The organism is Pseudonocardia sp. Ae717_Ps2 (assembly GCF_001932475.1).
Classification (GTDB): Bacteria; Actinomycetota; Actinomycetes; order Mycobacteriales; family Pseudonocardiaceae; genus Pseudonocardia.
The window spans coordinates 132876-147285 of sequence record NZ_MCIS01000001.1 but is presented as its reverse complement, the minus strand read 5'-3'; the positions used below and the strand labels follow the sequence as shown (position 1 = coordinate 147285).

Sequence of the window (14410 nt, the reverse complement as noted above, 5' to 3'; positions counted from 1 at the left end):
AACATGGGGGGACCTACGAACACACAACCCGCACAGGGTTGTGGGCTCAGGGTCACACAGTGGATGCGAACAACTCGTTGTGGCAAGCCCTCGGCCTATTAGTACCGGTCAACTCCACCCCTCACAGGGCTTCCATCTCCGGCCTATCAACCCAGTCATCTCCTGGGAGCCTTACCCACTCAAAGGTGGTGGGAGACCTCATCTTGGAACAGGCTTCCCGCTTAGATGCCTTCAGCGGTTATCCCTCCCGAACATAGCCAACCAGCCGTGCCCCTGGCGGGACAACTGGCACACCAGAGGTTCGTCCGTCCCGGTCCTCTCGTACTAGGGACAGCCTTCCTCAAGTCTCCAACGCGCGCGGCGGATAGGGACCGAACTGTCTCACGACGTTCTAAACCCAGCTCGCGTACCGCTTTAATGGGCGAACAGCCCAACCCTTGGGACCTACTCCAGCCCCAGGATGCGACGAGCCGACATCGAGGTGCCAAACCATGCCGTCGATATGGACTCTTGGGCAAGATCAGCCTGTTATCCCCGGGGTACCTTTTATCCGTTGAGCGACACCCCTTCCACAAGGTGGTGCCGGATCACTAGTCCCGACTTTCGTCCCTGCTCGACCCGTCAGTCTCACAGTCAAGCTCCCTTGTGCACTTACACTCAACACCTGATTGCCAACCAGGCTGAGGGAACCTTTGGGCGCCTCCGTTACTCTTTGGGAGGCAACCGCCCCAGTTAAACTACCCACCAGGCACTGTCCCTGAACCAGATCATGGCCCGAGGTTAAGACACCCAATTCGACCAGAGTGGTATTTCAACAACGACTCCACCACCACTGGCGTGATAGCTTCACAGTCTCCCACCTATCCTACACAAGCCGAACCGAGCACCAATACCAAGCTATAGTAAAGGTCCCGGGGTCTTTCCGTCCTGCCGCGCGTAACGAGCATCTTTACTCGTAGTGCAATTTCGCCGAGTCTGTGGTCGAGACAGCGCCCAAGTCGTTACGCCATTCGTGCAGGTCGGAACTTACCCGACAAGGAATTTCGCTACCTTAGGATGGTTATAGTTACCACCGCCGTTTACTGGCGCTTAAATTCTCCGCTTCGCCCCACAAGGGGACTAACAGGTCCTCTTAACGTTCCAGCACCGGGCAGGCGTCAGTCCGTATACATCGTCTTGCGACTTCGCACGGACCTGTGTTTTTAGTAAACAGTCGCTTGGGCCTGGTCTCTGCGACCGGCCATCCCTAGCCCGCACGGGGCATCAAGACAACCGGCCCTCCTTCTCCCGAAGTTACGGAGGTATTTTGCCGAATTCCTTAACCACAGTTCGCTCGATCGCCTCGGTATTCTCTACCTGACCACCTGTGTCGGTTTGGGGTACGGGCCGCAACAGCACTCGCTAGAGGCTTTTCTCGACAGCATGGGATCACCCTCTTCGCCTCAATCGGCTACGCATCACCTCTCACCCTTCACGACCCCCCGGATTTACCTAGGAGATCAGGCTACAGGCTTACACCACGACAACCACCGCGTGGCGGAGCTACCCTCCTGCGTCACCCCATCACTTGCCTACTACCAGATCGGATCCCACGCTCCCCCACAAACAACACTCCCGAAGGAGCGAAGGTGGGTTCGGATGGTTAGCATCACCAGCCTCGGCATGGACGCACTATCACGAGCACGGGAATATCAACCCGTTGTCCATCGACTACGCCTGACGGCCTCGCCTTAGGTCCCGGCTCACCCTGGGCGGAACAACCTGGCCCAGGAACCCTTGGTCATCCGGCGGCAGAGATTCTCACTCTGCATTCGCTACTCATGCCTGCATTCTCACTCCCACACCCTCCACCCGTAAATCACTCCCGGGCTTCACCAGACGCAGGACGCTCCCCTACCCAACAACACCACAAAGATGTCATTGCCACGGCTTCGGCGGTGCGCTTGAGCCCCGCTACATTGTCGGCGCAGGACCACTTGACCAGTGAGCTATTACGCACTCTTTCAAGGGTGGCTGCTTCTAAGCCAACCTCCTGGTTGTCCGGGCGATCCCACATCCTTTCCCACTTAGCGCACGCTTAGGGGCCTTAGCCGGTGATCTGGGCTGTTTCCCTCTCGACCACGAAGCTTATCCCCCGCAGTCTCACTGCCGCGCTCTCACTCACCGGCATTCGGAGTTTGGCTGACTTCGGTAAGCTTGTCGGCCCCCTAGGCCATCCAGTGCTCTACCTCCGGCGAGAAACACACGACGCTGCACCTAAATGCATTTCGGGGAGAACCAGCTATCACGAAGTTTGATTGGCCTTTCACCCCTACCCACAGCTCATCCCCCAGGTTTTCAACCCTGGTGGGTTCGGGCCTCCACGACGTCTTACCGACGCTTCACCCTGGCCATGGGTAGATCACTCCGCTTCGGGTCTACACCCCGCGACTCAACCGCCCTATTCGGACTCGCTTTCGCTACGGCTACCCCACACAGGTTAACCTCGCCACGAAGCATAACTCGCAGGCTCATTCTTCAAAAGGCACGCCATCACCCCGCAAGGCTCTGACGGCTTGTAAGCACACGGTTTCAGGTACTATTTCACTCCCCTCCCGGGGTACTTTTCACCTTTCCCTCACGGTACTTGTCCGCTATCGGTCACCAGGTAGTATTTAGGCTTGACGGGTGGTCCCGCCAGATTCACAGCGAATTTCACGGGCTCGCTGCTACTCGAGAACAATGCCCACAACAGAACCAAACATTTTCGCGTACGGGGCTATCACCCACTACGGCCGACCATCCCAGAATCGTTCCGCTAACACCGGTTCATGCTGTCCCACCCTCGGCAGAAGATGAACGACACGCCTCACAACCCCGCACCCGCAACGCCTGCCGGCTTGACACGGACACGGTTTAGCCTCATCCGCTTTCGCTCGCCACTACTCACGGAATCACTATTGTTTTCTCTTCCTGTGGGTACTGAGATGTTTCACTTCCCCACGTTCCCTCCACGCACCCTATGAATTCAGGTACGGGTAACGCCCCATGACGGGCGCTGGGTTTCCCCATTCGGACACCCTCGGATCACAGCTCGGTTGACAGCTCCCCGAGGCCTATCGCGGCCTCCCACGTCCTTCATCGGCTCCTGATGCCCAGGCATCCACCATGTGCTCTTAACAACTTGACCACAACAAGATGCTCGCATCCACTATGCAACACTCAACCCACAACCACACCCAACCAAGAACAACCACCACCCACCACAAGCAGGCGTTAGGAAGCCCCCGACCAGAGCGGCCAAAGAAAACAACCCGTTCACCAGGTGTCTCCTCAGGACCCAACAGTGTGCCAAGCCAAACCGGTCCAACGAACTGCGTTCCACCCAACGCACCCAACCCACAGACGGAGCTGATGATGCGATTCAATGAAGGAACCACAGAAACCCACAGAGCAAAACCCTGCAGAGCCATGTGATGCCCCATCACATGATGGGACTCCTTAGAAAGGAGGTGATCCAGCCGCACCTTCCGGTACGGCTACCTTGTTACGACTTCGTCCCAATCGCCAGTCCCACCTTCGACAGCTCCCTCCACAAGGGTTGGGCCGCCAGCTTCGGGTGTTACCAACTTTCGTGACGTGACGGGCGGTGTGTACAAGGCCCGGGAACGTATTCACCGCAGCGTTGCTGATCTGCGATTACTAGCGACTCCAACTTCACGGGGTCGAGTTGCAGACCCCGATCCGAACTGAGACTCACTTTAAGGGATTCGCTCCACCTCACGGTCTCGCAGCCCTCTGTATGAGCCATTGTAGCATGTGTGAAGCCCTGGACATAAGGGGCATGATGACTTGACGTCATCCCCACCTTCCTCCGAGTTGACCCCGGCAGTCTCCCATGAGTCCCCACCATAACGTGCTGGCAACATGGAACAAGGGTTGCGCTCGTTGCGGGACTTAACCCAACATCTCACGACACGAGCTGACGACAGCCATGCACCACCTGCACACCAACCACAAGGGAAGCCCTATCTCTAGGGATGTCTGGTGCATGTCAAACCCAGGTAAGGTTCTTCGCGTTGCATCGAATTAATCCACATGCTCCGCCGCTTGTGCGGGCCCCCGTCAATTCCTTTGAGTTTTAGCCTTGCGGCCGTACTCCCCAGGCGGGGCGCTTAATGCGTTAGCTGCGGCACAGAAACCGTGGAATGGTCCCCACACCTAGCGCCCAACGTTTACGGCGTGGACTACCAGGGTATCTAATCCTGTTCGCTCCCCACGCTTTCGCTCCTCAGCGTCAGTATCGGCCCAGAGACCCGCCTTCGCCACCGGTGTTCCTCCTGATATCTGCGCATTTCACCGCTACACCAGGAATTCCAGTCTCCCCTGCCGAACTCAAGTGATGCCCGTATCGACCGCACGCTCAGAGTTAAGCCCCAAGTTTTCACGGCCGACGCGACACACCGCCTACGAGCTCTTTACGCCCAATAATTCCGGACAACGCTCGCACCCTACGTGTTACCGCGGCTGCTGGCACGTAGTTGGCCGGTGCTTCTTCTCCAGGTACCGTCAATCACTCTTCGTCCCTGGCGAAAGAGGTTTACAACCCGAAGGCCGTCATCCCCCACGCGGCGTCGCTGCGTCAGGCTTCCGCCCATTGCGCAATATTCCCCACTGCTGCCTCCCGTAGGAGTCTGGGCCGTGTCTCAGTCCCAGTGTGGCCGGTCGCCCTCTCAGGCCGGCTACCCGTCACCGCCTTGGTAGGCCATCACCCCACCAACAAGCTGATAGGCCGCGGGCCCATCCCCCACCGAAAAAAACTTTCCACCACCAACCATGCAGCCAGTGGTCCTATCCGGTATTAGACCCAGTTTCCCAGGCTTATCCCAGAGTGGAGGGCAGGTCACCCACGTGTTACTCACCCGTTCGCCGCTCGTGTACCCCCGAAAGGGCCTTACCGCTCGACTTGCATGTGTTAAGCACGCCGCCAGCGTTCGTCCTGAGCCAGGATCAAACTCTCCAACAAAACCCTGACAAACAAACACTGGCCACAACACCCGACGGGATCGAATGCTGCAACCAAACAAACAATCTGGCACAAAACGCCAAACCGATTCAATATAGCTCGACACACTGTTGAGTTCTCAAAAGACACCCGCACCGCAATCACCCAACCCCCACACAAGGAAGCGGGATCCTGAAGACGGATCGCCTCGACCCACCAAGACAACCACACCGAGAAACTCGGCGAACCACCAGGGGGTCAGCTTGTCCGCGGGGCCTGTTGACCGAACCACTCAGGGCCCGTTCTGTCCGGCTCACTCGCTGACAGGAAGAAAGTTACGGCACGGTGTCCGGGGCCGTCAAACCGGGGGGTCCACGGGGCGAACATCAGGCGTCGTCGCAGGTCATCGCGGGACACGAGGGCGAACTCCGAGTTACCGACACCCACTCACCTGGCGATACCGACGATCACCGATCTGTGTGACGCCGACCACGGTCTCTTCGCGATGGGTTGTCGACGTGGTCTTCTCGGTGGTCGGGCCACCATCCGTTCAGGTCGTGAATCGGCCCGTGACCTGCGCAGTCAGGTCACCGTCGCAGTGTGCTGACACGTTCTTGTCCGGCGTCGCCGAGCCCGGTCGGCCGTCGACCGGGCGGCCCGACCCCGCACCTGCCCATAGGCCCCCTCGCGGGCGACGAGAGCGGGTTCCGGTCCTGCCCACCGCCGGCGATCGTCATCCACCTCGAGGCGGAACCGTCCGCTGCGGTCCCGTGGGCAACCGTCGGCCGACGTCCTGCGGAACGGGTCGATGAGGCCTCCGACGGGCGGTGGCCCGGGGGCGACCCCGGCGGCTGCGGGCCGGGCTCCTGAGCCCGACCGTCGCGGGCCTGTTCCGTGTCCCGGGAGCTCGCAGTGGACGGCACCGGTCTCTCGGTTCGGCGCGATCGATGCGCGGTGGCTCGCACGGCCCATGGATTTGTCGTCACGACGACAGGGGGACGACCCGTCTGACCTGCGAGGACGACCGATGGTGGTCTCCGGCGCGGCGTCTTCACCGCATCAGGGGGGTATCCGTGCCCGTTCCGGCGCGTTGGTCCGTCGAGTGCTCCTCGTCGGATCCTGCAGCGCGTCGGGGGCGAATGCGCGACGCGATCCGACGAGGAGCACTCCCTTTCCTTTCCCGTGCGGGTGACACCGGTCGGCGCCACCGCGCGCCCGGGGTCACGGAGCGGCAGGTGCCGCGGGAACAGCGGGCGCTCCGGGTGCCGAGGGAACAGCGGGCGCGCCCGGAGCAGCGGGTGCCGCGGGGGCAGGGGCGCGGCCCTGACCCGGGGCCGTGGCACCCGGTGCTGCCGGGACGGGCGGCACCGGAGCACCGGCCTGCGGCGCGGGCGGTGCTCCGCCGTCACGACCCGGTCCACCGGCCGGACCGCAGGCACCGGGACCGCCGGGACCGCCCGGGCCGGCACCGTCGGGCCCGCGGCCCGGACCGCCGCCCTCCCCACGGGGACCACCGGGGCCACCCTGCCCACCAGGGCCACCAGGGCCACCAGGGCCACCAGGGCCACGGTCGTCGGCGGCGATGGCCGTCCGGTCGGGGCGGTCGCCCGGACCGGCGAACGCGGTCCCGACGATCAGCCCGCTCGCGGTGGCCCCGACGACCAGGCCGATCACGCCGGCCGCGACCACGGGCAGCGCGGAACGGCGTCGCAGGGCGGCGAACCGGCGTCGTCGCGGAGGGGCACCCGCGTCGGAGGCGGCGGCCACCGGCTCCTCCCCGTGCGCGTCGTCGCCGACGTGCGGGGTCGGGGTCCGGGTGGTGGGGGTCTCGTCGGCGGGGACCGGGGGCTGCCGGTCGGTGGGGCGGTCGTCGTCGCCGGGGGTGCGGTTCTCGTCGTTCATGGTTCTCCTCGGAACGTGCCGGGCCCGGATCAGGGCAGCGGCGGGTGCGGACCGCCGGACGACGGACCGCTGGGAGTCGGGTGGGATCAGCCGGCGGGAGGCCGCGCGGCGTCGACGACGTCGCGGGCGGCGGACGTCGTCGCGGGCAGCAGCTCGGACACCGAGTCGACGACCCGGCTGCCGCCCTGGGACTGCACGACCGTCGTCACCGGGGCGAGTGCCTCGGCGCTCACGACCGCGGGGACCACCCACGAGACCAGCCAGATCACCAGGAGGGCGGTCACGGCGCCGGTGACGGCGCCGACGACGCGGTCCAGGAAGGACAGCTTGCCGCGGGCGAGCACCCGGCTGACCAGTCCGCCGAGGAACCCGCCGACCAGCGAGCCCAGCAGCAGGCCTGCTATCACCCCGGCCAGGCCCCACAGCCAGGCCGAGTCGGGGGTGTCCCCGTAGCGGGCCAGGTTCGAGCCCCAGGCGGCGCCGAGGCCTGCGCCGACCACGAGGCCGAGCAGGCGCCCGGCGCGGGCCACGCCGCCGAGGCGGCGGAACCCGCCGATCGCGGCGGCCAGCACGATGATCAGGACGATCACGTCGAGCAGGGTCATCTCTTCCTCTCCGTGCCGCGGGCCGGGTGGCCCGTCGTCTCGGTGTCCGGCTCGACAGTGCCCGCGGCACCTGAGACGGACCTGAATCCGGCGGGTCCTTCAGCTCCCCCTCAGCCTCACGGCGCACCCTTGTCCGGTGAGCACACGCCAGGACGACGACAGCCGTGGCCCCACGACCCGGGTCCTGGTGCTCGAGGATTCCGACGCCATCCGCGAGTCCGTCGTGGACGCGCTGGCCGACGCCGGGCACGTGGCCGAGGGCGTCGTCGACGGCGTCGCGTTCGAGGAGCGGCTCGCCGCGTTCCGGCCGGACCTCGTCGTCCTGGACGTGATGCTCCCCGGCGGGCGCGACGGATTCGAGCTGATCGACGTCGTGCGCGGGCACGGCGACGCCGGGATCGTCATGCTCACCGCGCGCGACGCGCTGGCCGACCGGCTCCGCGGGCTCGACGCCGGCGCCGACGACTACGTCCTCAAGCCGTTCGCGCTCGACGAACTCATCGCCCGGGTCGCGGCGGTGCTGCGTCGCCGGGGCAGGCTGCCGTCCGCGGTACAGGTGGGCGACCTCGTCCTCGACCCGGACGCCGCCGTCGCCGCCCGCGGGGGGACGGTGCTGGAGCTGTCCGCGACCGAGCTGCGGCTGCTCACCTACCTCGCCGAGCAGCGCGGACGCACCGTGTCCAAGGCGCAGATCCTGCGGTCGGTCTGGGGCTACGACGCCTACGACCCCAACCTCGTCGAGGTCCACGTGTCGGCGCTGCGTCGCAAGCTGGAGGCCCACGGTCCCCGGCTGCTGCACACCGTGCGGGGCCTCGGCTACTCGCTGCGCGGACCGGCATGAGCTCCGCCGCCGCGCCGGCCCGCCCCACAGCACGGGCCCGCACCGCGACGCCGTCGCTGCGCCGCCGGGTCACCGCCGCGGTGCTCGGGGTGGTGGCGGTGCTGCTGGTCCTGGTGGTGGTGCTCGTCGACGTGCTGCTCGGGGCCCGTCTGGAGTCCGATCTGGACTCCGAACTGCGGGACCGGGTGGTGCAGGCCCAGCAGCTGATCGCCGCGGGCGCCACCCCGGAGGAGCTGGTCACCAGCCTCTCCGGGCAGCAGATCCGGATCAAGGTGACCACCGCCGACGGGAAGGTCACGGGCGACCCCGGCCTGAGCCCACCCGGCACCCCGCCGCCCGGCGGTCGCCGGGACCGCGGCCCCGATGGGGACCGCACCGGGGGCGACGACACAGGGGGCGACACCACCGACCACGCCGGGGACGAGCACACCGACGACCCCGCCGTCGTGCCGGCCGCCCCGGTCCCGGGCGGGCGCCCACCCGTCCCGCCGGACATCGGCAGCCGCACCGTGACCCTCGACGCCACCGACGGGGCGGAGGTCGAGCTCGTCGCCGACGCCGCCGACGTCACCCAGGTCCGCAACGGCCTGCGCGCGGTGCTGGCCGGGTCGGTGCTGCTGACCCTGCTCGTCGCCCTCGGGGCGGTGTCGTTCGTCGTGCGGACCGCGCTGCGTCCCCTGGACCGGATGACCGCGCTCGCCGGGCGGATCACCGCCGGCGAACGCGACGCACGCCTGCGGCCCGACCGCCCGCACACCGACCTCGGCACCGCGGCCGCGGCGATGGACGGCATGCTCGACGCCCTCACCGACGCCGAGCGGCGCTCCCGGGAGGAGGCCGAGCGGACCCGGGTGTTCCTCGCCGACGCCGCGCACGAGCTGCGGACGCCGCTGTCCGGGATCACCGCCGTCGCCGAGACGCTGGAGCGGTCCGGGCTCGACGCCGACCCCGCGCGGCGGGCCCGACGCCTGGAGCTGCTGCTCGGCGAGACGCGCCGGGCCGGGCGGTTGGTCACCGACATGCTCGACCTCGCCCGCATCGACGGCGGCACCGCGGTGGCGCCCCGGGAGGTCGACGTCGCCGGGATCGCCCGCGCCGAGACCGAACGGGCCGCGGTGCTCGCGCCCGGCCTGACCGTCGACGGCCGCGGGGAGCCCGCCACGGTGCGCGCCGACCCGCAGGCGGTGTCGCGCATCCTCGCCAACCTGCTCGACAACGCCCGCAGGCACACCCCCGCCGGCGGACGGATCGACGTCGTCACCCGGGCCGACCCGGCGGCCGGGACCGTCTCGGTCTCGGTGCGCAACACCGGCACCCCGATCGCCGACGGCGACCGCGAGCGCGTCTTCGACCGGCTCGTCCGGCTGCAGGACGCCCGCGACCGGGACAGCGGGGGCGCCGGGCTCGGCCTGGCGATCGCCCGCGGCCTCGCCCGCGCGCACGGCGGCGACCTCACCTGCCCGCCCGACGACGACGGCGCCACCTTCGTCCTCACCCTGCCCGTGACGGGCCCGGACGGGGGCGGCGGACTACCGTCGTGACGTCACGCAAGCGCCAGCCCGACGACACCCGCTCCAGGAGGCCGCGGTGACCGAGGAACCGCGGATCCCCCGGGGTCTGGTCACCGCGTCGAGCCTGGCCTGGCGCGGTCTGCTCGTCGCGACCGCCGTCGCCGTCGTGCTGTGGCTGATCGCGCAGCTCGCGGTGCTCGTCGTACCGGTGGTGCTCGCGCTGATCCTGACCGCGCTGCTCGCGCCGGTGGCCCGGGTCGTGAACCGGGTGCCGCTGGTGCCCCGCGGCGTCGCGACGGGCGTCGTCGTCGCGGGCGGGCTGGCGGTGGCGGTCGGGGTGCTGTGGTGGGCGGTCGCGGCGTTCCTCGACGGGCTGCCGAGCCTGTCGGCGAGCATCGGGGAGACCGTCGTCGCACTGCGGGACCGGCTGGCCGGCCCGCCGTTCCGGCTCGACGACACCCAGCTCGCGGCCGTCTTCCAATCGGTGCTCGACACGCTGCAACGCAACCAGGCCGCGCTGGCGAACAACGTGATCGGCGCCCTGGGCACCGCGGGCGAGCTGGCCGCCGAGACCCTGCTCATGCTGTTCGTGCTGATCTTCCTGATCCACGACGGAGCGCGGATCTGGCGGTTCGTCCTCGGTGCGGTGCCGCAGCACGTGCGCCGCCGGGCCGACGTCGCGGGCCGGCGGGCGTTCGCGTCGCTGGTCGGTTACACCCGGGCGACGGTCGTCGTCGCCGCGGTCGACGCGGTGACCGCCGCGGTCGGCCTGTGGCTGATCGGGGTCCCGCTGGTCGTCCCGCTGGCGACGCTGATCTTCTTCGGCGCGTTCGTCCCGACCGTCGGCGCGGTCGTGACCGGGATCGTGGCGGTGCTGGTCGCGCTCGCCTCCGGCGGTTGGGTGGACGCGCTGCTCGTGATCGGTCTGCTCCTGATCGTGCAGAACGTCGAGGGCTACATCCTGCAGCCGTTGCTGCTGGGCCGGTCGGTGCGGCTGCACCCGCTCGCGGTGGTGCTGCCGATCAGCGCCGGTCTGATCGTCGGCGGGGTCCCCGGAGCGCTGCTCGCGGTGCCGCTGGTGACCCTCGCCGACGCCGGGGTCCGCTCACTGCGCCGGCCCGGCGACGGGACGCTGCGCGACGCGGGCACCGTCGACCCGTTGGACCCGCGGTCGGCGCGGCCGCTGCGCGGCGAGGGCCCCGGACCGGCCGCGCTCCCCGGCCCGGTCTGATCTGCGCCCCTGCCGATTCGCCCCTCCCGGGACTCGGGTGCCGGTGCGGGCTGCGCGCCACGGAGGGGCGCAGGGGGGATAAGGGGTACGGTGGGGCCGTTCCGCGTCCCGGGTCTCCCCGGGCGCCGACAAGCGGCCCGCACCGGGCCAGGAGTTGATGTGACCGAACTGGAGCCGACGACCGGCGACGCGACCGTACTTCCGGACGCGCCGGCCGTGGTCGATCGGCGCTGGACCAACGCCCCCTGTGCCGCACTCACCGTCGGGACCGACGGGACCGTGCTGCAGGCCAACGACGCCGCACGCCCGCTGCTGCCCCGGGTCCGCGTCGGGGACCCGGTGTCCCGGGTCGCCCCGTAGCTGGCGACCGCGGGCGGCGGCGACCAGAGCGTCCCCCGGGCGTTCTCCGACGTCGTCGACGGCCGCGCGCTGGAGGCACAGCCCGTCCGGCACGAGGACGGCTCGGTCACCTGGTGGCTGTTCGACGTCACCGACGTCCGGTCGATCCGCGACGAGCTGCACCTGGAGCAGGCCCGCGCCGCGTTCCTGTCCGAGGCCTCGGCCGCGCTGCTGGGCTCGCTGAACCTCCGTCGCTGCATGGAGGTCACCGCCCAGCTCGCCGTGACCCGGCTGGCCGACGGGGCGCTCGTGATGACCCCGGGCACCCGCGGGCAGTTCGAGGTCGTCGACGCCGTCGGCGGCGGCCCGCTGCGGCACCGGATGCTGCACGTCGACCCGGACGAGGTCCCCGGCCTGGCCGAGGCACTGCAGGGCTACCCGCCGGTGCCCTCGCGCTGGATCGACCCCGCCGTCGCTCCCGCCTGGGTGACACCGGAGGGGTTCGGCGACGTCGGCTCGATCGTCGTCACCCCGCTGCCGGGGCACGGCATCCCGGCCGGCGCCATCGTGCTCCTGCGCCGCGCCGACACCGGGCCGTTCAGCGAGGGCGAGGAGGCGACCGCCCGCGAGTTCGCCGCCCGGTCGGGACTCGCGATGTCCGCGGCCCGCATGTTCGCCCAGCAGGCCTCGATCACCGAGGTCCTCATGCGCGAGCTGCTGCCGCCGTCGCTGCAGCACGTCTGCGGCGTCGAGTACGCCGGCGGCTACCGGCCGGCGCAGGACTCCGAGCGGGTCGGCGGGGACTTCTACGACGTGCACTCCGGCGTGGACGGGGCCGAGGAGACCCTCGCCGTGCTGGGGGACGTGTGCGGCAAGGGCCTGGAGGCCGCCGTGCTCACCGGCAAGATCCGCAGCGCGGTGCACGCGCTGCTGCCGATGGCCGACGACCACCTGCGGCTGCTGCGCCTGCTCAACAACGCGCTGCTGTCCGACGACCACGCCCGTTTCGTGACGCTGGTGCTGGCGTCGGTGTCGCGCGCCGGGGCGGACGTCCGGCTGCGCCTGACCTGCGCGGGCCACCCGCCGCCGATGATCATCCGCGCCGACGGCCGCGTCGAGGACGCGGCGACGCTCGGCACGCTGATCGGGGCGCTGCCCGAGGTCCACGCGTCGACGTGGGAGACCCGGCTCGCGCCCGGCGAGACCTGTCTGCTGTACACCGACGGCATCACCGAGGCCCAGGGCGGCCCGCTGGGCCGCGAGCAGTTCGGCGAGGAGCGCCTGCGTCGCGCGGCGGCCGAGTGCGCCGGGATGCCGGCCGAGGCCGTCGTCGAGCGGGTGCAGATGCTCGCCACCGAGTGGGTGGGGCGCAACGCCCACGACGACATGGCCCTCCTCGCGGTCACCGCGCCGCGCGGCCGGCACCTCACCGCGGTGGGTGGTTCGAGCCGGGGCAGGTACACCGCATGACGGCCGGGCGCTACACCGACCTGCTGTGGGACGCGGTGCTGCGCAGCGACGAGTACACCGCGGTCGACGTCGTCGTGGACGCGCTGCGCGACGGCCTGGAGGCCGAGACGGTGCTGCTCGAGGTGATCGGCGCGGTACAGCGGCGGGTGGGGCGCGAGTGGGCGGCCAACCGCATCTCCGTGGCCCAGGAGCACGCCGCGACCGCGATCAACGAGCGTGTGATCAGCACCCTGGCGCTGTCCAGCGGGCGTCGCCGCGGCGACCTGGGCCGGATCACCGTCGCCTGCGTCGACGGCGAGTGGCACGCGCTGCCCGCCCGGCTGCTGGCCGAGGTGCTGCGGCTGCGCGGGTTCAGTGTCGACTACCTGGGTGCGCAGGTCCCCGCGGCGCACCTGGTCACCCACCTGCACCGCACCGGCCCGGACGCGGTGGCGCTGTCGTCGTCGATCGCGACCCGGCTGCCGACCGCGCACGCCACCATCACGGCCTGCCAGGCCGCAGGCGTCCCGGTGATCGTCGGTGGCGGGGCGTTCGGGCCGGACGGCCGCTACGCCCGGCTGCTCGGCGCCGACGCCTGGGCCCCGGACGCACGGGCCGCCGCACGGACCCTCGCCGACGGGCTGCCCGCCCCGGCGCACCCGCACGCCCAGCCGCTCGACGACCTGCCGCACCTGTCCGACCAGGAGTACACGCTGGTCACCCGTGGTGCGCCGCGGCTGGTCGCCGCGGTGCTGGACCGCCTGCCCGAGCGTGTCCCGGCGATGGCCGACTACGACGACGACCAGCGCCGGCACACCGCCGAGGACGTCCGGCACGTGGTCGACTTCCTCGCCGTCGCCCTCTACACCGGCGACGCCGAACTGTTCGAGCAGTTCCTCGGCTGGACCGCCGAGGTGCTCGAGGCCCGGTCGGTCCCGGTGGCCGTCCTGCGCCCGGTCCTGGACCTGCTCGGCGACGAGCTGCGCGACTTCACCCGGGCGGCGGCGCTGCTGCGGCACGCGGCCGCGTCCGCGGCGCTCACCCGCGGCCCGGGCTCCCCCGTCCCGACCGTCGCCGTCACCGAGGGCTCCGGCACCGACACAGACCCCGACGCCGTGACCCTGCACCGAACCGGAAGGCCCGCATGAGCGCCCCGCGAGAGCTGTCCCTCACCTGGACCAGCCCCGCGCCCGACGTCGTGACGGTCGCGCCGGACGGTGACCTCGACTACGCCACCTCCGACGCCCTGGCCGACGCCGTCGCCGCCCTGCTGGACGAGCGGCCCGGTATCCGCGAACTGCGGATCGACTGCGCCGGGATCGAGTACTGCGACTCCTACGGCCTGTCGTCGCTGCTGATGGTCCGCAGGCGGACCCACGCCGCGGGGGTCGCGCTGCACCTGGACAACCGCTCCGGTGCGCTGGAGCGGCTGCTGCGCGTCACCAGCACCCTGGAGCACCTCACCGGCGCCGGCGGGTCGGCGCGGGAGCAGAAGCTCGACACCTGAGCCGCCTCGGCCGGCGTGGCGACGGCGGACATGAAATCCCG

General features: G+C 69.2%; 9 protein-coding genes and 2 rRNA genes. 7 read left to right on the top strand and 4 right to left on the bottom strand.

Annotated elements, in window-relative coordinates:
- Nucleotides 1-78: 78 nt before the first annotated feature.
- The 4 genes from Ae717Ps2_RS00755 to Ae717Ps2_RS00740 all read right to left on the bottom strand — a co-directional run bounded on the left by Ae717Ps2_RS00755 (nucleotide 79) and on the right by Ae717Ps2_RS00740 (nucleotide 7491).
- Nucleotides 79-3169, bottom strand: a 23S ribosomal RNA gene (locus Ae717Ps2_RS00755).
- A gap of 315 nt (nucleotides 3170-3484) precedes the next feature.
- A 16S ribosomal RNA gene (locus Ae717Ps2_RS00750) occupies nucleotides 3485-5005 on the bottom strand.
- Together the 16S and 23S rRNA genes form the textbook arrangement of a ribosomal RNA operon.
- 1200 nt (nucleotides 5006-6205) lie before the next feature.
- Nucleotides 6206-6886, bottom strand: coding sequence for a hypothetical protein (locus Ae717Ps2_RS38025; RefSeq protein ID WP_075332893.1), 681 nt, complete (start codon nucleotides 6884-6886; stop codon nucleotides 6206-6208).
- 86 nt (nucleotides 6887-6972) lie between these two features.
- Nucleotides 6973-7491, bottom strand: coding sequence for a CvpA family protein (locus Ae717Ps2_RS00740; RefSeq protein ID WP_075308719.1), 519 nt, complete (start codon nucleotides 7489-7491; stop codon nucleotides 6973-6975).
- A gap of 136 nt (nucleotides 7492-7627) precedes the next feature.
- Between Ae717Ps2_RS00740 and Ae717Ps2_RS00735 the strand changes: the two genes are divergently transcribed.
- The 7 genes from Ae717Ps2_RS00735 (at nucleotide 7628) to Ae717Ps2_RS00710 (ending at nucleotide 14369) form a co-directional block, all read left to right on the top strand.
- A complete protein-coding gene (locus Ae717Ps2_RS00735; RefSeq protein ID WP_043276796.1) occupies nucleotides 7628-8332 on the top strand; it encodes a response regulator transcription factor in 705 nt (234 codons plus the stop codon).
- Complete coding sequence (locus Ae717Ps2_RS00730) at nucleotides 8329-9873, top strand: cell wall metabolism sensor histidine kinase WalK (protein WP_075332892.1); 1545 nt, start codon at nucleotides 8329-8331, stop codon at nucleotides 9871-9873. Before Ae717Ps2_RS00735 ends, Ae717Ps2_RS00730 begins: the two co-directional genes overlap by 4 nt.
- Nucleotides 9874-9919: 46 nt before the next feature.
- Nucleotides 9920-11074: an AI-2E family transporter gene (locus Ae717Ps2_RS00725; protein ID WP_075308723.1), complete on the top strand. Its 1155-nt coding sequence runs from the start codon at nucleotides 9920-9922 to the stop codon at nucleotides 11072-11074.
- Between the two features lie 159 nt (nucleotides 11075-11233).
- Nucleotides 11234-11434: a hypothetical protein gene (locus Ae717Ps2_RS40190; protein WP_337819616.1), complete on the top strand. Its 201-nt coding sequence runs from the start codon at nucleotides 11234-11236 to the stop codon at nucleotides 11432-11434.
- Nucleotides 11435-11671: 237 nt separating this feature from the next.
- Nucleotides 11672-12883, top strand: a complete 1212-nt coding sequence (locus tag Ae717Ps2_RS00720; RefSeq protein WP_349289824.1) for a PP2C family protein-serine/threonine phosphatase — start codon at nucleotides 11672-11674, stop codon at nucleotides 12881-12883.
- Nucleotides 12880-14010: a B12-binding domain-containing protein gene (locus Ae717Ps2_RS00715; protein WP_020621470.1), complete on the top strand. Its 1131-nt coding sequence runs from the start codon at nucleotides 12880-12882 to the stop codon at nucleotides 14008-14010. The genes Ae717Ps2_RS00720 and Ae717Ps2_RS00715 overlap by 4 nt, the downstream gene beginning before the upstream one ends.
- Nucleotides 14007-14369, top strand: a complete 363-nt coding sequence (locus Ae717Ps2_RS00710) for an STAS domain-containing protein (protein ID WP_020621471.1) — start codon at nucleotides 14007-14009, stop codon at nucleotides 14367-14369. The genes Ae717Ps2_RS00715 and Ae717Ps2_RS00710 overlap by 4 nt, the downstream gene beginning before the upstream one ends.
- Nucleotides 14370-14410 lie beyond the last annotated feature (41 nt).

Coding starts and splice junctions, on each gene's coding strand:
- Ae717Ps2_RS38025 (WP_075332893.1), bottom strand. CDS start 6,886: ATGAACGACGAGAACCGCACCCCCGGCGACGACGACCGCCCCACCGAC.
- Ae717Ps2_RS00740 (WP_075308719.1), bottom strand. CDS start 7,491: ATGACCCTGCTCGACGTGATCGTCCTGATCATCGTGCTGGCCGCCGCG.
- Ae717Ps2_RS00730 (WP_075332892.1), top strand. CDS start 8,329: ATGAGCTCCGCCGCCGCGCCGGCCCGCCCCACAGCACGGGCCCGCACC.
- Ae717Ps2_RS00720 (WP_349289824.1), top strand. CDS start 11,672: ATGGAGGTCACCGCCCAGCTCGCCGTGACCCGGCTGGCCGACGGGGCG.
- Ae717Ps2_RS00715 (WP_020621470.1), top strand. CDS start 12,880: ATGACGGCCGGGCGCTACACCGACCTGCTGTGGGACGCGGTGCTGCGC.
- Ae717Ps2_RS00710 (WP_020621471.1), top strand. CDS start 14,007: ATGAGCGCCCCGCGAGAGCTGTCCCTCACCTGGACCAGCCCCGCGCCC.